We start from the raw sequence: 20,577 nt of genomic DNA, 5'->3' as shown, positions 1-20,577 counted from the left end.
CTCCGGCCATCAGTCTAAGGCGGACGATGGCTCAGAAGAAGCGCCAGAAGACGAAGATCATGGCGGCGTAGAGCGCCAGGATGACGCCGGCGCCGAGGAAATGGACGGCGAGGGCGTTCCTGTGGCCGGCCGGCTGCAACCACCAGCCGAAACGGTTGGCGACCCAGGGCACGAGGAAGCCGGTCAGCCCGACACTCACGATATTGCCGATGAACAGCGAGACCGCGAAGGAGAGGTTGGACATGTACGGCATGCCGATCCAGACGCTCCACAGGAAGACGATAGGGTAGAGCATCAGTAGGACGAGCATATCCATTTTCCACACCGGCAGCGGCGCGCCGCCGGGAGAGACGTCGCGGAACCACTGCTCGAAGCCAGCGCTTGCAATGCGGGCGTGGAACTCTTCTGTGAGCGGCGCGGCCTCGTCGACCAGCTTCTTGCGTTCCGGCGAATCGAGCCAGGCCTGGAGATTGGCCTCCGTATCGAATCGCAGGATGGCGACATAGTCCTCCTGCACGCCGGGCACCGGCGGCTCGAAGCGGTAGCCCTGCAGGCCGCGCGCCTTGGATTGCGCGGCGGCGATCTTGCGTTCCCAGACGCGGTATTCGGCTTCCTTGCCCGGCAGGACGCGCGTCGAGATCACCGCCGACACCGGCGCCGGCTTGATGCCACCGGCCTCGTCCTGGACGATATGGACGTCGTCGCGGCCGACCAGCATGGGAGCCGCACCCTCGATACGCTTCTGGCGTTCGACGGAGCCCAGCCACCGCTGGGCGTCGGTCAGGCTGGCGAAGCGCTGAAGGATCACCCAATCGACCTGCAGCGGTGGCGCCGGCGGCAGCAGGCGCTGCTCGATGAAGCCGGGGAAGCCCTGGATGAGCGAGCTGGTCTCGCTTTGCCAGCGCGCAAAGTCCTCGGAGCGCTCCGGTCGCACGCAGGTCTGTGTGACGATGCTGACGCTGCGTTGGGCGGTGCTGGCGGCCTGGCTCATGACTTCGCCAGCTTGGCGAACAGGCGGTCCGGTGTGAAGGGCAGGTGGGCGAAGCGCACGCCCGTTGCATTGGCCAACGCGTTCGACACCGCCGGCGCGACCGGATTGATGGCGCATTCACCCTGGGACTTGGCCCCGAGCGGCCCGATGGCGTCGACGGTGCCGGCCAGGAAGAGGTCGGTGCGCGGCGCGTCGGCCCAGGCGGGGATGCGATAGTTGCGCAGCTGTGCGTTCACCATGTGCCCGTCATCGTAGACCATGTTTTCGGTGAGCGCCCAGCCATAGCCCATGGTGATGGCGCCATCGAGCTGGCCGCGGCACTGCATGGGGTTGATCGGCCGGCCGATGTCAGCGGCGTGCACGCTGTGCAGGATGCGGATCTCGCCGGTCACGCGATGCACGGCCAGCCGCACGCCCTGCACGTTGAAGGCAATGGTGCGCGGCGAGAGGTAGGCCTTGCGGGCGACGGTGAAGCGGTGCTCGACCTTGGTGCCGGCAGCATGGAGCTCGGTGAGAGGCACCCGCTTGTTGCCGCAGATCACGGCATCGTTGTCGAGGCGGCAGTTGGCCCGGTCGGTCCCGGTGTGGCGGCTGGCGAAGTCGAGGATGTCCTCGCGCATCGCCTCGGCCGTGAGGTGAACTGCCTTGCCGGCCACCACAGTGCCGGTGCTGGCGAAGGTGCCGGTATCGTAGGGCGTGCGGTCGGTGTCGGCATTGATGATGTCGATGTCGCGCGCGCGGACACCCAGGATCGACGCGGCGATCTGTTGGTGCGCCGTGGTGATGCCGTTGCCCATTTCGGAGGAGCCGCAGGCGAGGTGGTAGCTGCCATCGGACAGCAGCCGGATTTCTGCGCCGGAGCGATGTTCGGTCGGCGGACCGCATTCCAGCATGGCGAGCGCCACGCCGGTGCCAGCCGCCCACTCCTCGCCGGCGGGCTTCTGGACGCCGTTGCCGCGAGCCAGTTCGCGCTCGACGATGTCGATGCATTCGTCGATGCCGTAGCTGCCGAAGCTGGCGTCGCTCGGCTCCTTCCAGATCGATTCGATGTTGTCGCCGGGGCGCACGACGTTCTTGCGTCGCATCGCAATCGGGTCGATGTCGAGCTTGCGCGCCAGATCGTCGATCGCGCATTCGATGGCGAAGGTCGTCTGCGAGGCACCGTAGCCACGGAAACCACCGCCCGGCACCATGTTGGTGTAGACGGCGTAGCCCACACCTTTCTTGTTCTCGCAGCGATAGGCCGCGATCGGGCTCGCCATGGCGGCGGCCAGGGTCTCGCTGCCGTGGTTGCCGTAGGCGCCGGTGTTGGACACGACCTGGACATCCATCGCCGTCAGGGTGCCGTCCTTGCGGGCGCCGATCCTGATCTTGGTCGTCATCTGGTGCCGTGTCGTGGCGCCGATGAACTCCTCCTCGCGCGTCCATTCCCACTTTACTGGGCGGCCGAGCTTCATCGTGGCAAACAGCACGAGGTCCTCGGAGATCATCTCCTGCTTGCCGCCGAAGCCGCCACCGACGCGCTCGGTGAAGACATGCAGGTCGCGGGTGCGCAGGCCCATCAGGTAGCAGAGCTTCTTCTGCGCGGCGAACGGCCCCTGCGAGCTGGTGCGCACGTGCCAGCGCTTGTCGTCGCCCTGCCAGGCGATCGAGCCGTGCGTCTCGAGGTGCACATGCTGCACGCGCGACGTCGAGTAGGTCGCCTCGTGCACGACATCGGCCTCGGCGAAGCCCTTGGCGACGTTGCCGATCTCGCCGTGCAGGTCGCAGTAGATGTTGCCATTTTCGGTGAGGACATCCTTGTCGTGCAGCAGCGGCGCATCGGGCGCCATGGCGTCGACCGGATCGAAGACCGCAGGCAGCAGTTCGTAGTCGACATGGACCGCCCGGCAGCCTGCCTCGGCCGCGGCTTCGCTTTCGGCGACGACGGCGACGAGGCGCTGGCCGACGAAGCGCACGACATTGTCGAGCATGTAGGTGTCGTCGGGATCGACGAGATGGTCCTCATGCAGCGCCGTGCTGTAGAGCCGCCGCGGCACGTCCTCCCAGGTATAGACTGCGACCACGCCCGGCACGGCCTCCGCCTTGGCCTTGTCGATGTGGGTGACGCGGGCATGGGCATGCGGCGAGCGCAGCACCTTGAGGTGCAGCAGGCCTGGCATGGCGACGTCCATCGTGTAGTGCGCCTTGCCCGTCAGGATCGTGTCGCTGAAGGGATTGGGCAGGCTGGCGCCGCAGGCATTGCCTGCGACATCCTCCTCGATGTTGGAGCGGCCATGCAGGGCATCTTCGATCGAGCGATAGCCGGTGCAACGGCAGAGATTGCCCTTGAGCGCGTGCGGCAGGTCCTCCCGCTGTTCCGGGCTGAGGCTCGCCACGGTCATCATCATGCCGGCGGCGCAGTAGCCACACTGGAAGGCCTGGGCGTCGCGAAACGCCTGCTGCACGGGATGCATGTCGGCGCCGTTGCCGCAGGTTTTGGCGAGGCCTTCGATGGTGGTGATCTTGCGGCCCTCGCCACGGAAGGCGGGCACGAGGCAGGAATGGAACGGCTTGCCGTCTATCCACACGGTGCAGGCGCCGCAGTCACCGGCGTCGCAACCCTTCTTGACGCCGAACACCTCTAGGTCGCGCAGGAAGGTACGCAGGCACTGGCCGGGCTTTGGCTCCGCCGAGTAGGAGCGGCCATTGACCTCGTAGTTACTCATGACAGCTCCGCACGAATCTGTTCGGCAAGGTAGTGGGTGACGTGGCGCTTGTAGGGGGCCGAGCCATGGACGTCCTGAAACCAGGCGTCGGCCGGCAGGCGTTCGTCGATTGCCTGGCGCAGCTCGGCGGCCGAAGGCGTCTTCTTGAAACGCAGATGGACAGGCCGCGGCGTCGCCGCGCTGATCGTCAGCAGAAAGTCGTCGTCGTTGTCGTCGACGGTGGCGACGATCAGCGCCGCCGAGCGGCCGAGATGGGTGAGCGACACCTGCCGCATGGCGAAGCGCTTCTTGAGTGCCGAGGCGGGCAGGTGGATGGAGCGCAGGAGTTCGCCGGGCTGCAGGATGTTCTGGTGATTGCCGGTGACGAAATCCATGACCGGCACCTGGCGCGGCTCACCTTTACGCGGCCACAGGGTCAGTACGCCTTCGAGCGCCGCTGTGAGCGAGATCATCGCGCCCGCCGGCAGGGACATGATGATGTTGCCGCCGACGGTCGCGGCGTTCCAGATCTTGAACGACATCAGGAACGCGTCGATGCACTTGCTGAACAGCGGCACTGAGCGCCATTCCGGCGGGCCCTTGAAGTCGTGCAGTTCGACGATCTTGCAGGTCGCCGCAATGTCGAGACCCTGGGCCGTCATGGTCAGCGCCGGCCAGCCAAGCCGTTCGAGGTCGATCAACGTATGGGTGTTGACCTGTGGTTCGGAGAACAGCCAGGTGCCGCCGCCCAGCCAGGCATGGCCTTCGCCCCATTCGATCTTGTCCAACGACTCGGGCCGCTTTACTTCGACGATCGTGTTGAGATTCATGCCATTCCCCGTACTCGGGCCTCGCGCAGTGTCTTTTGCCACGAGGCGGGCCCCAAGCGCCCGCCTCGGCAGGTGAGTTTGAAAGGCGACCCTTACTTCAGGTCGTCGAGCGAGGTCGGACCGGGGCCCGGTGTGACGAGGGCCGGCCACTGCTTGGAGCCGAAGGGCACCGCGGGGGGCAGGAAGGCCTCGCGGCCGCGCGCTTTCATCTCCGAGATGATGGTCTTGCGGCCGTCGCCTCCCATCAGCTCGAAATCCATCAGCTTGTAGTTGCCGAAGAACAGCTCGCCCACGGTGCGGTCGGCGATGATGCGGGTCAGCGAGCCCAGCATGTCCTCGGGCGTGGTGGTGAAGTTGATCGTCTCGATCAGCATCAGCCGGTCGTTGATCGCCTCGGGGCCGAAATACTGCGCCAGCACGCTGAACAGCACGTTGTTCTGGCGGGCGACGTAGATGGTGTTGGAGGCGGCGTAGGCCTTGTCGAAGTCGGGGCCGAGATTGGCCTTCCAGCCATCGAGCACGCCCATCCAGTGCTTCACCTGGGTCGAGGCCGCCCAGTTGATGATGAGCTTCACGTCCGGCGCCTGCTTCTTGGCGAAGGCCTGGAGGTCGGCGAGGTTGATGACGCCCTTGGCGAGGCAGTCGTCCATGTAGGCGACGTTGTTGCCGAGGATGGTCTTGAGGGTGGGCTTCCAGTCGGCCTGGATGTCCAGCGCATCGACGCCGTCGAGGGCCGCCTTCATCTGGGTGCGATAAGAGGCGAGCGGCGTCACCCAGCTCTTGTCGGCGGCGTTGCCGATATAGGGCACGACGACCTGCGAGATCGCCATGACGCTGTGACCGGTCGACTTCATGACCTGATAGACCATCGGCACCGAGGGTGCTTCCTGGGGCGGCTGTCCGGGCTTGTAGAGGATCATGCGGCCGCCGGCGCCCGAGAACAGGGCCAGGATGATCGGGTGGTTGGCCATGATGTTGCGCCGGAAGGTGCGGGCGGCATTGTCATAGAGCGCGAACATCGTGGTGTTGAGCTGCAGCACGTCGCGGTTGGCCAGCTCCGGCGGCGTCGGCGCCGTCGTCCCCGAGATGTTCTTCAGATACTCGGGCAGGTTGCCGGTCTGGGCAGAGGCCGGGCCGACGACGGCTCCGGCCGCAATCAATCCGATCGCGAGCCGCGACAGAATTCCAGCTCTCGTCATCAGACCTTCTCCCCTTCGTAAGCCATTCGAGCGTTGCGGTTTGTCACTGTTTTCTCCTCTAGAAAAGCACCGTTAGAAAAGCACCGTGAGCCGCAGAGTCGTGGTCAGGGCGCAAGGCAGGTCGGGCGAGAGGCCCGGCGTCGGGATCAACGTCACGGTCGGCTGCAGGAAGATCGAAGCGAACAGATGGGCCTGGTAATAGGCCTGGAACATCAGTTCGGTCGGACGGGCGAACAGAAGCGGGTTCAGCCGCGATACCCCCACGCCGATGCCCATCGAATCCCGTTCGCGGTTGCCGATCAGACCGAAGCCCGTGATGCCGCCGCCGTAATACTGGGTGATCGGAAGGGTGAGGGAGTCGTTCGCGCCGACCTGATAGAAGACGGAGACCGACGATTTGGCCACGCTCGGGTTCAGGCCGAAGGCAATACGCTGCGAGCCGAACACGTAGAAGCCGCCGGTGCCTTCCTGCGTGACGCCGCGTGCCGTGAGCAGACCCGTTTGCCGCCACAGGCCGATGCCGAACTGGCCGGGATGCTTGCCGTCGCCCAGCAGCCAGTTGATGCCGATCTCGGCGATGTTGAAGTAGTAGCCGTTGAACTGCGGGGCAGTGACGCCCGTCTGGACGCCGCGCGCCCGATTGCCGTCATAGACGCCGAGATTGAAATAGAAGGATTTGGTCGGCGTGAAATTGACGGTCACGCCATTCCCCGGATTGTAGTAGCCAGGCATGGCGCCGATGATCGAGCCGTTGACGAACAGCGGCGAGTAGAGGAGGCCGCTCACGGCCGGGATGTTCTGGGTCGCGTCGTCGAGGGCGACAGGGCGCAGGACATTGCCGAAGTCGTAACCTGGCGTGCTTCGGCCAATCCGGACCTGCAGAACGTCCTTGATCATCTCCTGCAGGTACCAGGCTTCGAGGAGTTCGGTGCGCTGGAAGGGAGGAGCGCCGACGATGCCGTTGTAGCCCGCGACGCTGCCCGCCTCGGCATTGGTGTCCGCACCATTGAACTGCAGGAACTCGAAACCGAACGATGCCCCGCGCCAGCCGACGAGCTTTTCGGCATCGATGCCGAGGCCGATCACCAGCGCGCTGTTGTTGGTCCATCCGCCGGGCTGTGCTCCGCCGGCTGCTACGAGGTTGGTGTCGGCGAGCCACAGTCCACCCAGCGTTACGCCCCACTCGTCGCGTAGGCCGAGCGTGCGGCCGAGCCAGCCGGTTCCGGTTGCATAGTCGGTGGCGGCCGGGTTGCCGCTGACCGAGGCCACTTTCGGGGCTTGCGCTTCGGCGCTTCCACCGCCGGACAAAAGGAGAGCTCCGGAAAACAAGGCGAAACAGGCGGCCCGGCGGCCGGCGGCTACCGCGCGACTGCAAACGGAAAGTCGAGGCCTCTTCAGCAGGCCGCCTGATGCCATCGGTTCGTCCCACCAGAACCCACGCCCGCATCCTGCGTCAGCCTGTGTCCGCCGTCGGGTCAAGAAATGGTCAAGATTTGGCGGGGGCAGTGTATAAGCGCCGTGATGCTGATCTACGTGTTCGGTCCGTTTGCCCTGCACCCTGCCGAGCGACGGCTGACGCGCGCCGGCCGGCGTATAGCCGTTCCCGGCAAGGCCTTGCAGATCCTCCTGTTGCTGGCCGAGGCCGGTGGCCGCCTGGTGCCGCACGAGACGTTCCGGACCAGGCTCTGGCCCAACATCGTGGTCGAGGACCGCACGCTCACCGTCCACATGTCGACCCTGCGCAAGGCGCTCGGAGCCGATCCCGCGGACATCATCGAGACGGTCGCCGGCGCAGGCTATCGCCTGTCCGTGCCGGTGCGGGCCTTGTCCAGGGCCGACCAGCCGCCGCGGGATGCCGGCGAGCCGCAGATGGCCGGCGCCATGCCGCTCGCGGTGCAGGCCTTCTCGACTGGCGACCTGGCCGAAGCCGACACCTATCTCGGGATCGGCATTCCCGATGCGGTCGGCACGATGCTGGGGAGCTTGCCAGGGCTTGCCGTCTCGTCCGTCGGCGCCGTGGACGATCTTGCCGGTGCGCGCACCCTCGGGCTGGCGCACATGCTCGAGGGGGCTGTGCGGCGCGAGGCCGAAAAACTCCATGTCTCGGCGCGTCTGGTCGACGTGGAAAGCGGCCGCACCCAGAGGAGCGAGCGTTTCGAGCAGTCCCAGGTGAATGGTGTCGCCTTGCAGGATGCGATCGCCACCTGGGTCGCGACCTCGCTCCCACAATTGCTGCCCATGGAGCAGGGCCTCCGCAGCTACCGGCCGCGCACGGCAGAGGCCTACTTCCTGCAGCTCCAGGCGCGTGCGCACCTCATGCCCTTTACGCGGCTGCCGCTGCTGAAGGCGCTGGGCCTGTTCGAACAGGCCCTGGTGCTCGATCCCGACTATGCGATGGCCCATGCCGGGCTCGCCTCGACCTATCTGTTGATGGCGTCGACGGCGATGCTGCGGCCGCTGCCGGTCGACGAGGCGATGCCGATGGCGCGGCGGGCGGCCGAGCGCGCGCTCGCCCTCGACGAGGGGCTGGCCGAGGCATGGGCAGCCCTCGGCCGCGTGAAGATGGAATACGACTGGGATTGGGACGGCGCCGAAGCCGATCTGGCGCATGCCGTCGCCCTCAATGCCAGCTCGGTCGAAGCGCTCGCGACCTTCGGCCAGTTCCTGAGTGCAATGGGCCGTCACGATGAAGCGATCGAGACAATGGAGCAGGCTCGGCGACTCGACCCGCGGCGCGTCGAAACGCTCCAGCATCTCGGGATCGTCTACTGGATGGCAGGCGAGGGCGAGCAAGCGCTCGACGTCGTACGCGATAGCCTGGCGCTCGCACCCGATTCGGTCCGGGGCCACTACGGACGCATGATGATTCTCGACCAGCTCGGGCGTCGCGACGAAGCCATGGCCGAGCGCCTCAAGACCCTGAAGGGGCTGAGTGTCGCTCAAGGTCTCGCCGATCATTTGGAAGAGGTCGTCGCCAGCCAAGGCTGGCGAGAGGCGATGCTCTTGTGGATCGCCATTCTCGAGCGGACCGGTCGCTGGGAAGGGGCCGCCATGCAATGGATGGCCGTCGGCGAGCCGGCACGCGCGCTCGACGCCCTCGAACACTGCGTGAATGCGCGCACGACGTACCTGTGCTTTGTGGGGCAGAATCCCTATTTCCGACCCCTTTATGGCAACCCGCGCTTCCAGCGCATCTTGCGAACGCTGAGGCTCGACGGACGCACTGGTACTGTCGCTTCCTAGAGGTCTCGCTCCTTGGGATCAGTGGCCGCGGCCGCCCGAATGGACGCGTAGCGCATATGGATCAGCCCCCAAGATAGCTTCGTTGCGAGCGCAAAAATCCTCCCCAGGCTTTTGTCGCTCTGGCATTATTGGCCCAATCCTCGCGGTCGGAGTGAGGGCCGGTTGTCTCAAAGCATCCCTGTGGAATTTAATCCAGCGTCTCATGCGCCGGTGCCCGGATACGGCCGGCTGGTCGAACTGAACACTGACGGCGTGCCGGCCGAGGAACGTCTGGCGTTCTGGCGCGACACCGTCCTGAAGCGGACCCAGCCGCAAATCATCCGCAACGGCCAGCCGTTCAAGGCCCGGCTGAAACGGATCGTCCTCGAACGCACCGAACTGGTGGAGCACACCTCAGACGCTGTGCAGGCGCTGCGGGCGCCTGGCCGCTCGCGCTTCGACGGTGGCGACGATATCGCCGTCGAACTGATGCGCGACTGCCGCAGCGCCTTGCTCGACCATGACGGCGAGCACCGGCTGAAGTCGGGCGACCTCTATGTCGTGGATTACGCCAAGCCGATGCAGATCATCCGCTCGCGCCATCGCTCGAGCGGCATCGTGCTGTCGCGGCGACGGGTTGCCGAGGTCATGGGCGGGGATCTGTCGGCGCTGGCGGGCCGGCAAATTGCCCCGCGCGGCATGGCAGGCATCCTGCGCCAGCATCTCAAGATCACGCTGGACGAAGCGCTGTTCATGTCCGAGGCCGAGCGGGTCGTGGCCACGAATGCGGCGGCCGAGATGGCGCTGGTGATCCTGCAGGCAACACGGGTAGGGACCGGCGATGCCGAGCAGTTCGTCGACGGCTTCCATGTCGCGGCGAGCCGGCTGATCGAGACGCAGTGCGGTGATCCCGATCTCACGCCGGATCGTGTGGCGAACGGGCTGGGCTGTTCGCGCGCTTCGCTCTATCGGGTCTTCGCACGTCGGGGCGAGGGGGTGGCCGAAGCCATCTGGGCGGCACGTATCGAACGGGCTCGGCGCCTGCTCACGTCGCAGGAAGGCACCGACCTGATGATCTCCGATGTCGCGATGCTCTGCGGTTTCCGCGAGCTGCCGACCTTCACCCGAATGTTCAAACGCCGCTACGGCGCGACGCCCCGCGATATGCGCCAGGCCAGCCGCGCGCAGGCCTGAGGGCGCGCTGCGGGAGCAGCACGCCCTCAGCAAGGGCTCGTTGCCATCCTGAGCGGAGCAAAGGACGACAAGAGAGCCCCGCGGAGAACTACTTCGTGAGGATCAGCTTCTCGGAGGCCGTGACGCGCAGGCGGTAGGTGCTGGCGCCGTGGCGAATGAGAAGCTCGCGGCGGCCGCTCATGAGCTGGCTGCTCTCGACGCTCGGCACGTCGCGGTCGGGCTTGCCGCGCGATGTCGTCTCCGCGGCAGGATGCAATTGCACGATCTGATCCATGGTCGCCTCACCCTTACAAATGCAACTCACTCGCATTTGCAGACGATTCGCACGCTTTGTCAATGGGGAACGACCCCCTGTGCTTGTTCGTGCGGCGATCGGCTGTCACCCTGCGCCGCCGCGTCCCGGAGTAACCGCATGTCGCCTCCCAGTTTGGTGATTCGCAACGGCACGATCGTCGATGGTTCGGGGAACGATGCTTACGAGGCAGACCTCGCCATCGCCGACGGCAAGATCACAGCGATCGGCAAAAACCTCCCGAAGGGCGCCGAGGAGATCGAGGCGCGCGGCAAGCTGATCACGCCGGGCTTCATCGACGTGCACACGCACTACGACGCGCAGGTAACCTGGAGTCATCGGCTCTCGCCCTCGACCTGGAACGGCGTGACGACCGTCCTGCTCGGCAATTGCGGCGTGGGCTTCGCACCCTGTCATGCCGATCAGCACGACATGCTGATCAACCTGATGGAAGGCGTGGAGGATATCCCCGAGATCGTCCTGTCCGAGGGGTTGCCGTGGAACTGGCACAGCTTCCCGGACTTCCTCGATGCGCTGGCGGCGCGATCCTACGACGCCGACGTCGCCACTCAGGTCCCGCACGCCGCGGTGCGCGTCTATGTGATGGGCGAGCGCGGGGCCAACCGCGAACCGGCCACGGAACAGGACCGCCGGCGCATGGCCGAGCTGACCGTCGAAGGCCTGCGCACCGGCGCCTTCGGCTTCTCGACCTCGCGCACGCTCAACCATCGCGCGGCCGATGGACGGCACATCCCGACCCTGCGCGCCGAGGAAGCGGAGCTGACGGCGATCGCGCAGGCCATGCGTTCGGTGGGCTCTGGCTGGTTGCAGATCGTATCGGATTTCGAGGACCAGCAGGGCGAGATCGGTTTGTTCCGCCGGCTCGCGCGCGAGTCTGGCCGGCCCGTCACCATCACGCTGACGCAGTCGGACGCGCGTCCGAACGGCTGGCGCGACCTGATGAGCGAGATCGATAGGGCAAACGCCGAGGGCCTGCGCATCACCGCGCAAATCCGTTCGCGGCCGACCAGCGTGCTTCTGGGCTTCGAGCTGTCGCAGAATCCGTTCAGCGGCCGGCCGACCTACAAGAAGATCGCCCATCTTCCCTTCGCCGAACGTGTGGCGATGCTGAGCCAGCCCGAGTTTCGAGCACGGATGCTGGCCGACTCCATCGACGAATCCGAATACGCTTCAAGGCGCGTCGAACGCTGGAAGCGCATGTTCCCGTTCGGCGATCCGCCCGACTACGAGCCCTCTGCCGACCAGAGCGTCGCCGCGCGTGCGGCCTGCGAAGGCCGTTCACCGGACGAGGTTGCCTACGACCTGCTGATGGAACGGGACGGCAAGGGCATCCTCTATCTGCCGGTCACCAACTACGCGGCGGGCAATCTCGATGTCGTCGAGGAGATGCTTGCCGCGCCCAACAGCCTGATCGGTCTCGGCGACGGCGGCGCCCATGTTGGCATCATGTGCGACGCCACCGCGACCAGCTATACGCTGACGCATTGGACGCGCGACCGCCGGCGCGGCTCGCTGTTTCCCGTGACATGGGGCATCAAGCGCCTGACCGCCGACAATGCAATCGAGATGGGACTTCGCGATCGCGGTCTGCTCAGGCCCGGCCTGAAGGCCGACATCAATGTGCTGGACTACGACAACATGCGGCTGCGGCGCCCGGAGATCGCCTACGACCTGCCGGCAGGCGGCAAGCGTCTGGTCCAGCGCACCGACGGCTTCGATGCGACCATCGTTTCGGGTGAGGTCGTCTATCGCAACGGTGAGGCGACGGGCGCATTACCCGGCCGCCTCGTCCGCAGCTCTTGAAGGCGTAGCGCCGTCAGCGCCCGGCAAATGCCGGGAGCTGGTGCGCCGTCACCACAGGTGCCGGGCCGTCGTATCGTTCGATCTCGACCAGGCAGGTCTGTGCGATGCAGCCCTGGCTGAGCTTCGAGGCGCCGATGTCGAGCGTCAGTGCGTTGGGATTGCCGTGCTTCTCCAGTGGCCGGTTGGAGCCGGCATCAGCCGGATCGAACCACGCACCGGTCGAGAGCCGCACGACTCCGCGACGGATGCGATCGCTGAGGCGGGCTGCCGCGAGGCAGGCGCCACGATCGTTGAACACGCGCACCAGATCACCGGCGGCGATGCCGCGCGCCGTGGCGTCGTCGGGGTGCAAGGTGATGGGCTGGCGTCCCTTGATCTTGGTGGCGCGCGAATGCGGGCTGTGGTCGAGCTGGCTGTGCAGCTTGTCGGCCGGCTGGTCCGACAGCATGTGCAGCGGATAGCGCTCGGCCGTCTTCGCGCCCAGCCATTCGATCGGCTCCAGCCAGGTCGCGTGGCCGGGGCAATCGTCATAGCCGAACGAGGCGATGGTCTCGGAGAAGATCTCGAACTTGCCCGACGGCGTCTTGAGCTTGTTCTTCTCGGGATCGGCGCGGAAGGCGGCGAGCATCACCGGGTCGCGGCTCTCGCCCTTGGCTTCGGCGATGCCGGCTTCCCAGAACTCGGCATAGGGCGGCAGGGCGACGCCCGCCTTGGCCGACTTCACCCGCGCTTCCTCATAGAGATGCTCCAGCCATTCCTGCGCCGTCTTGCGGCCTTCGGAATGCGCCGCACCGACGCCGAGGCGCTCGGCCAGCGCATTGAAGATCGTGTAGTCGTCGCGTGACTCGCCGATCGGTTCGCGCGCCTTCTTCATGGCGATGACATAGGGCTCGCGCGTGCCGTAGCCGATATCGTCGCGTTCCAGGCTGGTGGTCGCGGGCAGTACGAAGTCGGCCATCTTGGCGGCCGGCGTCCAGAACTGCTCGTGGAACACGATCGTGTCCGGCTTGCGCCACGCCGTGCGCAGGCGGTTGAGGTCCTGATGGTGGTGATATGGATTGCCGCCCGCCCAATAGACCAGCCGGATATCAGGATAGGCGTGGCTCTTGCCGTTGTAGTCGAAGCGCTCGCCGGGATGCAGCAGCATGTCGGTGAAGCGCGCGACGGGAATGAAATCCGGCACCGGGTTCGAGCCCTGCGGCAGGGTCGGGCCGGAGTAGCGCGGATGCGGGCTGCCCATCAGGTTGACCGGGCCATAGCCGACGCCGAAGCCGCCGCCCGGCAGACCGATCTGGCCCAGCATGCAGGCCAAGGTCACCAGCGCCCAGAAAGGCTGCTCGCCGTGATGGCTGCGCTGGAGCGACCAGCCGATGGAGAGCATCGTCCGTGTCGCGGCCATCTCGCGCGCGAGGGTGACGATGCGGTGCGCCGGGATGCCGGTGATCTTCTCGGCCCACGCCGCGTCCTTGCCCTTGAGCGTGGCGGCGAACTTGTCGAAGCCCACCGTGTAGCGATCGAGGAAAGCGCGGTCGTGCAGGTTCTCGGCCAGCAAGGTGTGGCAGAGGGCCAGCATCAGAGCGGCATCGGTGTTGGGCCGGATGGCCAGCCACTCGACGTCGCCGCCATTGTCGAGATCCTCGGCCGTCGGCGTCACGTTGACGAAGCGCACGCCCGCTTCGCGCATGCCGTAGAGGCCGCCCTTCACGTGATGGAGCGTGGCGCCGCCGGCGTTGATCTGCGCGTTCTTGTGCGGCACGCCGCCGAAGGTCACGAAGAGCTTGCACTCCTTGGCCAGCACGTCCCAGCGCGTGTGCATGGCCATCAGCTCTTCCATGCTGGCCGCGATGTGCGGCATCAGCACGCGCGCGGCACCCAGGCTGTAGGAATCCTGGTGGCGCACGAAGCCGCCGTAGCAGTTGAGGAAGCGCTTCACCTGGCTCTGCGCGTGGTGGAAGCGGCCCGCGCTCGACCAGCCGTACGAGCCGCCGAAGATCGCGTGGTTGGAGTAGGTCTCCTTCACGCGCTTCAGTTCGCCGGCGAGGAGATCGAGCGCCTCGTCCCACGGCACTTCGACGAACGGTTCCTGGCCGCGCAGCTCGGGGTTTGCGCCGGGGCCTTTCTCCAGCCAGCTCTTGCGGATCGAGGGGCGGAGCACGCGCAGCCGGGACACCTCGTCGGACAGCATGTGCAGGCCGATGGGCGAGGGATCGGGATCCTTGGAGAAGGGATGCAGCTTCGTGGCGTTGCCGGCGTCGTCGTATTCGACTTCGTAGACGCCCCAATGGGCGGCAGTGAGCGTGCGCTGGTGGGTCATGTCACTCTACTCTCGGGAGATTTGGTCTCGGGGAGATTTGGTCTCAGGCAGCCTTGGCAATGGACAGGAACTTGTCGACGTCGTCGGCATCGGTATTGAAGGCCGTGACGAGGCGGAAGGCGCGCTCGCCCGGCCGGTCCGACGGCCAGGGATGATACTGCGCCCCTGCCGCCTGCAACGCATCATGCATGTACGAGGGCAGGATGACGAAGATTTCGTTGGCGTCGACCGGGTAGAGGAGCTGCGTGCCCTTCATGGTCGTGAGTCCGGCGACCAGCCGGCGTGCCATCGTGTTCGCATGGCGGGCATTGCTGAGCCACAGGCTGTCGGAGAGATAGGCGTCGAGCTGCGCGGAGAGGAAGCGCATCTTGGAGAAGAGGTGGCCGCCGCGCTTGCGACGGAATTCGAACTCGCGCGCCAGCTCCGGCTCGAAGAAGACGACGGCCTCGGCCGCCAGCGCGCCGTTCTTGGTGGCGCCGAAGCTCAGCACGTCGACGCCGGCGCGCCACGACATCTCGGCCGCCGAACAGCCGACATAGGAGAGCGCATTGGCGAAGCGCGCGCCGTCCATGTGCAGCCTGAGCCCGTGGCGATGCGCGGTCGTGGCGATCGAGACGATCTCGTCGGGATCGTAGACGGTGCCGCACTCCGTCGCCTGCGTGATGCTGACGACGGCCGGCTGCGGATGATGGACCACGCCATAGACCGGCTGGGCCAGCGCGCCGGCGAGCTTCTTCTGATCCATCTTGCCGGCCGCGCCGGGAATGGGGGCGAGCTTGGCGCCCGAGGTGAAGAACTCCGGTGCATTCGCTTCGTCGACGACGATGTGCGCTTCCGGATGACAGTAGATCGAGCCCCAGGACGGCGTGCAGCAGGAAAGCGCCAGCACGTTTGCCGCCGTGCCCGTGGCGACCGGGAAGGCGAGCAGATCAGGCTTCTCGAAGATCTCGCGCAGGCGACGCTCGACGCGGTGCGTCCAGTCGTCGGCGCCGTAGGACGGCGCGGTGCTGCCCGTGAAGGCTCGTCTGACGGCCTCGAGGATATCGGGATGGGCGCCGACCTCGTTGTCGCTGCGAAAGTTCATGCTCATTCCTCGGGCCCCAGTTTTTCAGGCTGGCGTGTCACGGCCTCGAGGCGATTGCCGTCGGGATCGCGTACGAACGCTGCGTAGTAATCAGGACTGTAGATCTCGCGAATGCCAGGGCGGCCGTCGTCGGTTCCGCCATGGGCGAGAGCGGCTTGGTGGAAGGCGCGGACAGCGGCCCGGCTGGGCGCACGAAAGCACCAGTGGCGGTTGTCGGGTACGACGTTGCTGCTGAGATAGACCGAGAGGTAGCAGGGGCCGCCATCGACGCCGGACCGCTCGCCATAGCCGACGGACCGCTCGCGCCGGTTCACCCGCGGCACACCCAGCGGCGCCAGCACCGCGTCATAGAAAGATTGCGCCCGATCGAGATCGGTCGTGGTGATCGACAGATGGTCGAACATCGCTAGCGGCCGGCGGCGGGCGGGAACTCGACCGTGCCCAGCAGGGCACCGTTGCGCGGGTCGACGATATAGGCGGCGGAGGGACCGCCCTGCGTCTCGACATGCACCACCAGGCGATCGCCCGCTGCGTTCATCGACACGACGCGCGCACCGGACGGCAGCGCGATACGCTCCGTGAACGTCGTGCCGGGGCCCGAAGCTGGCGAACCGCCGGCGTTGGGCGTAGAGATGCGCCGGCCGATCTCGGCCACGATGACGACGAAGCCCGCCACGATCAGCAGGCCCATCGAGATAACCAGCACCTTCAGCCAAAACGGTGCAGAGGCCCGAGCAGGGGACGCCAAGACAACTCCATGAGCGACACGTGACGATCAACACGGAGCGCCACTTCGTGACCATCGACGAGACCGCGGCCGGCGAAAGGCTGGACCGCGCTCTGGCGGCTGCCTTGCCGGCCCTCACGCGAAGCCGCGTAAAGGCGCTGATCGAGGGCCGTCGCGTGGCGCTGACGGGGGGGCAGACGATAGAAGAGCCGTCCCGCAAGGTCAAAACGGGCGAGCGCTTCGAGGTCGATATTCCGGAGCCCGAACCCGCGGTGCCGGTGCCTCAGGCGCTGGCGCTCGACATCCTCTACGAGGACGGGGACCTCCTGGTCCTGAACAAGCCGGCAGGGATGGTGGTCCATCCGGCGCCGGGCAACCCCGACAGTACCCTGGTGAATGCCCTGCTGGCTCATTGCGGGGACAGCCTCTCGGGCATCGGCGGCGTGCGCCGGCCGGGCATCGTGCACCGGCTCGACAAGGACACGTCGGGCGTGATGGTCGTGGCCAAGAACGACCGCACCCATGTGGCACTCTCGAAGCTCTTTGCCGCCCACGACCTTTCCCGCATCTACCAGGCGCTGGTCTGGGGGGCGCCCAAATTGGACCGGGGCCGGGTCGAGGCGGCAATCGGCCGCCATCCCGTGGATCGCAAGCGGATGGCGGTGCGTCACAGCAGCGGGCGCATGGCCATCACCGACTATTGGCTGGAGAAGCGCTTTGGTCCGCCCCTCCATCCCCTGGCGAGTCTCATCGGCGCCAAGCTCGGGACCGGCCGAACCCACCAAGTCCGCGTGCATCTGGCGCACCTCGGCTGTCCCGTGGTGGGCGATCCCGTCTATGGCCGCAAGACCCGCAACGCGAACGCACCCGAGGCGTTGAGGGAATTCCCGAGACAGGCCCTCCATGCGGCTGTCCTGGAGTTCAGACATCCGACCACGCGCAAGGAAATGCACTTCGCCACAGAATTGCCTCAAGATTTCAGCAAGTTGGTCCAGTCACTGAACAGCGTTAAGTAAAGTCCCCAAAGTCCCAGTGGGTTAGTCGGAATTAAATTGACCGAGGGACTACCCGACTAATATAGTCGGATTTAGCAGTCGGGGGGCGAGAGTGCTAAACACTCGTTCACCGGCCCATCCCGCGTATGAAAGGGGGAGTAGCCATGAGTGCAGCCACTGCCAACCTTCCCGCCCTGCCGTCTTCGCTGACGCCCGAGGGCAATCTCAGCCGATATCTGTCTGAGATCCGGAAGTTTCCGCTGCTGGAGCCCCAGGAAGAATTCATGCTGGCCAAGCGCTGGCGCGAGCACGGCGACTCGAAAGCCGCCCACAGGCTCGTCACCAGCCATCTGCGTCTCGTCGCCAAGATCGCCATGGGCTATCGCGGCTACGGCCTGCCGGTGGCCGAGCTGATTTCCGAGGGCAACGTCGGCATGATGCAGGCGGTCAAGCGGTTCGATCCGGACCGCGGCTTCCGTCTGGCCACCTATGCCATGTGGTGGATCCGCGCCTCTATCCAGGAATACATCCTGCACAGCTGGTCGCTGGTGAAGATGGGAACGACGGCGGCGCAGAAGAAGCTTTTCTTCAACCTGCGCAAGCTGAAGGGCCAGATGCAGGCCATCGAGGAAGGCGACCTGTCGCCCGAGCAGGTGACCAAGATCGCCACCCGCCTCGGCGTGCCCGAGGAGGAGGTGGTGAACATGAACCGCCGCCTCGCCGCCCCGGACTCGTCGCTCAACGCCCCGGTGAAGGCCGAAGGCGACATGGAGTGGCAGGACTGGCTGGTCGACGATTCGCCCAACCAGGAGGCCCGCCTCGGCGAGAGCCAGGAGCTCAACCAGCGCAAGCACATGCTGGCGGCGGCTCTGAAGCAGCTCACCGACCGCGAGCGCCACATCATCGTGGAACGTCGTCTGGTCGACGAGCCGAAGACGCTCGAGGACCTGAGCTCGAAGTACGGCATCAGCCGCGAGCGCGTGCGCCAGATCGAGGTGCGCGCCTTCGACAAGCTGCAGAAGGCCATGAAGAACATGGTGGTCGAGGCCGCGCAGCGGCCGCCGACCCGGCCCGCCGTCGAGGCGGCTGGCGCCCGGTAGCCACCCGGACCACAGGACACGACGAAAGGGCCGGCATCCTCGGGGTGCCGGCCCTTCCTTTTGGAAGATCGGTCTCGCAAGCTGATCGGCCCAATGGGGCTCATGCCTGCGATGAGAAAGAACACTGAAGGCGCGGCGGGCTGACCCGTTCCGGCGTTCCGGGCGGTCCTGTATTATTGCGTCATGAACGCTCAAAACATCGCCATTGTCGGCGCCACGGGCGCGGTGGGTGTCGAAATCCTCCGTGTCCTCGAGCGACGGAACTTCCCCGTTGCCTCCCTCAAGCTGCTCGCCTCGGCCCGCTCGGTCGGCAAGACGCTCGAGTTCAAAGGCAAAACCTATCCGGTCGAGGAGCTGACCGCCGCCGCCTTCAAGGGCATCGACATCGCCTTCTTCAGCGCCGGCGCCACGCGCAGCCGCGAGTTCGTGCCGGCCGCCAAGGCGGCGGGCGCGGTCGTCGTCGACAACTCCTCGGCCTTCCGCATGGACCCCGAGACGCCGCTGGTCGTGCCCGAGGTGAACGCGGGCGATCTCGCGCACCACAAGGGCGTGATCGCCAACCCGAACTGCACGGCGGCGATCCTCGCTACGGCGGTGTGGCCGATCCATCAGGCCGCCGGCATCCGCCGCATCGTGGTCTCGACCTACCAGTCGGCCTCGGGCGCGGGCGCTGCCGCCATGCAGGAGCTCGAAGACCAGGTGCGCCAGTACGGCGAGGGCAAGGAGCTGACCCGTTCCGTGTTTCCGCACCAGATCGCCTTCAACGTCTTCTCGCACAACACCAAGGTGGCCGAGAACGGCTACAACGAGGAAGAGAACAAGGTGGTCGAGGAGATGCGGAAGATGTTCCACATGCCCGACCTCCCGATCACGCCGACCTGCATCCGAGTGCCGGTGCTGCGTGCCCACTCGGAAGCGATCACCCTCGAACTTGAGAAGCCGCTCTCGCCCGAACAGGCGCGCGCGATTCTGGAGAAGGCGCCGGGCGTGAAGGTGGTGGACGATGCCGCCGCCAATCACTTCCCGATGCCGCTGGAAGCCAGCGGCGATCTCGACATCCATGTCGGGCGCATCCGCCGCGACCTCTCGAACCCCAACGGCCTGGTGCTGTTCGCCGCCGGCGATCAGCTCCTGAAGGGCGCGGCCTGGAACGCCGTGCAGATCGCCGAGGAACTCGCCAAGCCCGCCCGCGCGCAGGCGGCGGAATAACGCCGGGCAAGCCCGGCGCGCTCAGCGGTAGCCGATCCGCTCGAAGAAGCGCCCGATCTCCGTTGCGGCGAGGTCGGGCCGCTCGTAGTGGACGAAGTGGCCGGCATCCTCCGCGATGCTCGCTTCGACAGTCTCGAAATACTCCGGCACGACGTCGATCCAGGCCGACTTCAGCACAGGATCGTGCCGGCCCCACAGCACCCTCGCGGGCTGGGTGATCTTGGGCGGCTTGGGCGCGGTACCGGACATCACCGCGAGCCGGCCGGCATTCTGCGAGATGTACCAGTTGAAGCCGCCCTGCAGGTTGCCGGGGCGCATGAAGTTGTCGACCCAGCGTTCCAGCACGGCGTCGAAGGTATCCTTGCGATGGCACCAGTGCGTCAGGAAATGCCGGAAGTAGGCGCGGCAACTGTCGCGTGAGGCGCCGACGATCGCGGGCGCGAAAGGCATCTGATGGAAGGTCTGGTACCAGATCTCGTTGATCTGGGCGGGGTCGCGCCAGCGCGCGCCGACGCCATGCGTGCCGCAGTTGAAGAAGAACAGCCCGGCGACGCGATCGGGATGGCGAAGCGCCAGGCGCTGCATGACATAGGCGCCGACGTCATGGCCGACGAAGCCCGCCTTGGCGATGCCGAGCCTGTCCATCAGCGCGGCGATGTCGTCGGCCAGCACGTCCGGCCCCGCCTGATCCGACGGCCCCGACACCGGATTCTCGCTGTCGCCGAAGCCGCGGAAGTCGGGCGCGATCAGGCGCCAGCGATCGGCGAGGCGCTCGAACATCGGCTCCCAGGTCGCCCAGAACTCGGGCCAGCCGTGCAGGAGGAAGAGCGGCGCGCCGCTGCCGGCTTCCGCAAGGTGAGTGGTGAAACCGCGTGTCTCGACGAAGGTGTGCTTTACTGTGGGCATAAC

The 20,577-nt window shown here is 66.3% G+C and carries 17 protein-coding genes; 6 read left to right on the top strand and 11 right to left on the bottom strand.

The window, feature by feature from the left end; all coding sequences use genetic code 11:
• Positions 1-31: 31 nt before the first annotated feature.
• From EPO50_RS19030 to EPO50_RS19010, 5 genes are all read right to left on the bottom strand, one after another.
• On the bottom strand, positions 32-991 hold the full coding sequence (locus EPO50_RS19030; RefSeq protein WP_296346584.1) for an antibiotic biosynthesis monooxygenase: 960 nt from the start codon (positions 989-991) through the stop codon (positions 32-34).
• Positions 988-3,699 (bottom strand): molybdopterin cofactor-binding domain-containing protein, encoded by a 2,712-nt coding sequence (locus tag EPO50_RS19025; protein WP_296346583.1) that lies wholly within the window; start codon positions 3,697-3,699, stop codon positions 988-990. The genes EPO50_RS19030 and EPO50_RS19025 overlap by 4 nt, the downstream gene beginning before the upstream one ends.
• A complete protein-coding gene (locus EPO50_RS19020) occupies positions 3,696-4,508 on the bottom strand; it encodes an FAD binding domain-containing protein (protein ID WP_296346582.1) in 813 nt (270 codons plus the stop codon). The genes EPO50_RS19025 and EPO50_RS19020 overlap by 4 nt, the downstream gene beginning before the upstream one ends.
• A 92-nt stretch (positions 4,509-4,600) precedes the next feature.
• The gene (locus tag EPO50_RS19015; protein ID WP_296346581.1) at positions 4,601-5,707 is read right to left on the bottom strand and encodes a hypothetical protein; all 1,107 of its coding nucleotides are present in this window, start codon (positions 5,705-5,707) and stop codon (positions 4,601-4,603) included.
• A 72-nt stretch (positions 5,708-5,779) separates the two neighbouring features.
• The gene (locus tag EPO50_RS19010) at positions 5,780-6,976 is read right to left on the bottom strand and encodes a carbohydrate porin (protein ID WP_296346580.1); all 1,197 of its coding nucleotides are present in this window, start codon (positions 6,974-6,976) and stop codon (positions 5,780-5,782) included.
• Between the two features lie 213 nt (positions 6,977-7,189).
• Between EPO50_RS19010 and EPO50_RS19005 the strand changes: the two genes are divergently transcribed.
• Together EPO50_RS19005 and EPO50_RS19000 are read left to right on the top strand one after the other, a co-directional pair.
• On the top strand, positions 7,190-8,950 hold the full coding sequence (locus EPO50_RS19005; protein WP_296346579.1) for a winged helix-turn-helix domain-containing protein: 1,761 nt from the start codon (positions 7,190-7,192) through the stop codon (positions 8,948-8,950).
• Positions 8,951-9,160: 210 nt separating this feature from the next.
• Complete coding sequence (locus EPO50_RS19000; RefSeq protein WP_296346578.1) at positions 9,161-10,123, top strand: AraC family transcriptional regulator; 963 nt, start codon at positions 9,161-9,163, stop codon at positions 10,121-10,123.
• 88 nt (positions 10,124-10,211) lie between these two features.
• Here the strand turns inward: EPO50_RS19000 and hemP are convergent, their stop codons facing one another.
• The gene (gene hemP, locus EPO50_RS18995; RefSeq protein WP_296346577.1) at positions 10,212-10,397 is read right to left on the bottom strand and encodes a hemin uptake protein HemP; all 186 of its coding nucleotides are present in this window, start codon (positions 10,395-10,397) and stop codon (positions 10,212-10,214) included.
• A 138-nt stretch (positions 10,398-10,535) separates the two neighbouring features.
• Between hemP and EPO50_RS18990 the strand changes: the two genes are divergently transcribed.
• Positions 10,536-12,239, top strand: coding sequence for an amidohydrolase family protein (locus EPO50_RS18990; protein WP_296346576.1), 1,704 nt, complete (start codon positions 10,536-10,538; stop codon positions 12,237-12,239).
• 13 nt (positions 12,240-12,252) lie between these two features.
• Here EPO50_RS18990 and EPO50_RS18985 read toward each other — a convergent pair whose 3' ends face one another.
• Genes EPO50_RS18985 through EPO50_RS18970 form a run of 4 tightly spaced genes read right to left on the bottom strand, consistent with a single transcriptional unit; the run spans position 12,253 to position 16,385 of the window.
• Positions 12,253-14,553: a molybdopterin-dependent oxidoreductase gene (locus EPO50_RS18985; RefSeq protein WP_296346575.1), complete on the bottom strand. Its 2,301-nt coding sequence runs from the start codon at positions 14,551-14,553 to the stop codon at positions 12,253-12,255.
• A 43-nt stretch (positions 14,554-14,596) separates the two neighbouring features.
• The gene (locus EPO50_RS18980; protein WP_296346574.1) at positions 14,597-15,637 is read right to left on the bottom strand and encodes a low specificity L-threonine aldolase; all 1,041 of its coding nucleotides are present in this window, start codon (positions 15,635-15,637) and stop codon (positions 14,597-14,599) included.
• A 2-nt stretch (positions 15,638-15,639) separates the two neighbouring features.
• Entirely contained in the window at positions 15,640-16,041 is a 402-nt protein-coding gene (locus EPO50_RS18975) for a VOC family protein (RefSeq protein WP_296346573.1), read from the bottom strand.
• 2 nt (positions 16,042-16,043) lie between these two features.
• Positions 16,044-16,385: a DUF6476 family protein gene (locus tag EPO50_RS18970; RefSeq protein WP_296346572.1), complete on the bottom strand. Its 342-nt coding sequence runs from the start codon at positions 16,383-16,385 to the stop codon at positions 16,044-16,046.
• Positions 16,386-16,405: 20 nt separating this feature from the next.
• Here EPO50_RS18970 and EPO50_RS18965 point away from each other — a divergent pair, with 20 nt between their 5' ends.
• From EPO50_RS18965 to EPO50_RS18955, 3 genes are all read left to right on the top strand, one after another.
• Positions 16,406-17,380 (top strand): RluA family pseudouridine synthase, encoded by a 975-nt coding sequence (locus EPO50_RS18965; protein WP_296346571.1) that lies wholly within the window; start codon positions 16,406-16,408, stop codon positions 17,378-17,380.
• A 143-nt stretch (positions 17,381-17,523) separates the two neighbouring features.
• Entirely contained in the window at positions 17,524-18,459 is a 936-nt protein-coding gene (gene rpoH / locus EPO50_RS18960; RefSeq protein ID WP_296346570.1) for an RNA polymerase sigma factor RpoH, read from the top strand.
• Positions 18,460-18,642: 183 nt separating this feature from the next.
• Positions 18,643-19,668, top strand: a complete 1,026-nt coding sequence (locus EPO50_RS18955) for an aspartate-semialdehyde dehydrogenase (RefSeq protein ID WP_296346569.1) — start codon at positions 18,643-18,645, stop codon at positions 19,666-19,668.
• Positions 19,669-19,689: 21 nt separating this feature from the next.
• Here EPO50_RS18955 and EPO50_RS18950 read toward each other — a convergent pair whose 3' ends face one another.
• Positions 19,690-20,574, bottom strand: a complete 885-nt coding sequence (locus EPO50_RS18950) for an alpha/beta hydrolase (RefSeq protein ID WP_296346568.1) — start codon at positions 20,572-20,574, stop codon at positions 19,690-19,692.
• Between the last annotated feature and the right edge of the window lie 3 nt (positions 20,575-20,577).

The sequence above is a fragment of the Reyranella sp. genome (assembly GCF_004297405.1).
GTDB lineage: Bacteria > Pseudomonadota > Alphaproteobacteria > Reyranellales > Reyranellaceae > Reyranella.
This window is presented reverse-complemented; position numbering and strand designations above follow the sequence as displayed.

Bases quoted from the DNA above. Each gene is read 5' to 3' on its own strand.
- EPO50_RS19030 (WP_296346584.1), bottom strand. From the start codon at position 991: ATGAGCCAGGCCGCCAGCACCGCCCAACGCAGCGTCAGCATCGTCACA.
- EPO50_RS19025 (WP_296346583.1), bottom strand. From the start codon at position 3,699: ATGAGTAACTACGAGGTCAATGGCCGCTCCTACTCGGCGGAGCCAAAG.
- EPO50_RS19020 (WP_296346582.1), bottom strand. From the start codon at position 4,508: ATGAATCTCAACACGATCGTCGAAGTAAAGCGGCCCGAGTCGTTGGAC.
- EPO50_RS19015 (WP_296346581.1), bottom strand. From the start codon at position 5,707: ATGACGAGAGCTGGAATTCTGTCGCGGCTCGCGATCGGATTGATTGCG.
- EPO50_RS19005 (WP_296346579.1), top strand. From the start codon at position 7,190: ATGGTCAAGATTTGGCGGGGGCAGTGTATAAGCGCCGTGATGCTGATC.
- hemP (WP_296346577.1), bottom strand. From the start codon at position 10,397: ATGGATCAGATCGTGCAATTGCATCCTGCCGCGGAGACGACATCGCGC.
- EPO50_RS18990 (WP_296346576.1), top strand. From the start codon at position 10,536: ATGTCGCCTCCCAGTTTGGTGATTCGCAACGGCACGATCGTCGATGGT.
- EPO50_RS18985 (WP_296346575.1), bottom strand. From the start codon at position 14,553: ATGACCCACCAGCGCACGCTCACTGCCGCCCATTGGGGCGTCTACGAA.
- EPO50_RS18980 (WP_296346574.1), bottom strand. From the start codon at position 15,637: ATGAACTTTCGCAGCGACAACGAGGTCGGCGCCCATCCCGATATCCTC.
- EPO50_RS18975 (WP_296346573.1), bottom strand. From the start codon at position 16,041: ATGTTCGACCATCTGTCGATCACCACGACCGATCTCGATCGGGCGCAA.
- rpoH (WP_296346570.1), top strand. From the start codon at position 17,524: ATGAGTGCAGCCACTGCCAACCTTCCCGCCCTGCCGTCTTCGCTGACG.
- EPO50_RS18955 (WP_296346569.1), top strand. From the start codon at position 18,643: ATGAACGCTCAAAACATCGCCATTGTCGGCGCCACGGGCGCGGTGGGT.
- EPO50_RS18950 (WP_296346568.1), bottom strand. From the start codon at position 20,574: ATGCCCACAGTAAAGCACACCTTCGTCGAGACACGCGGTTTCACCACT.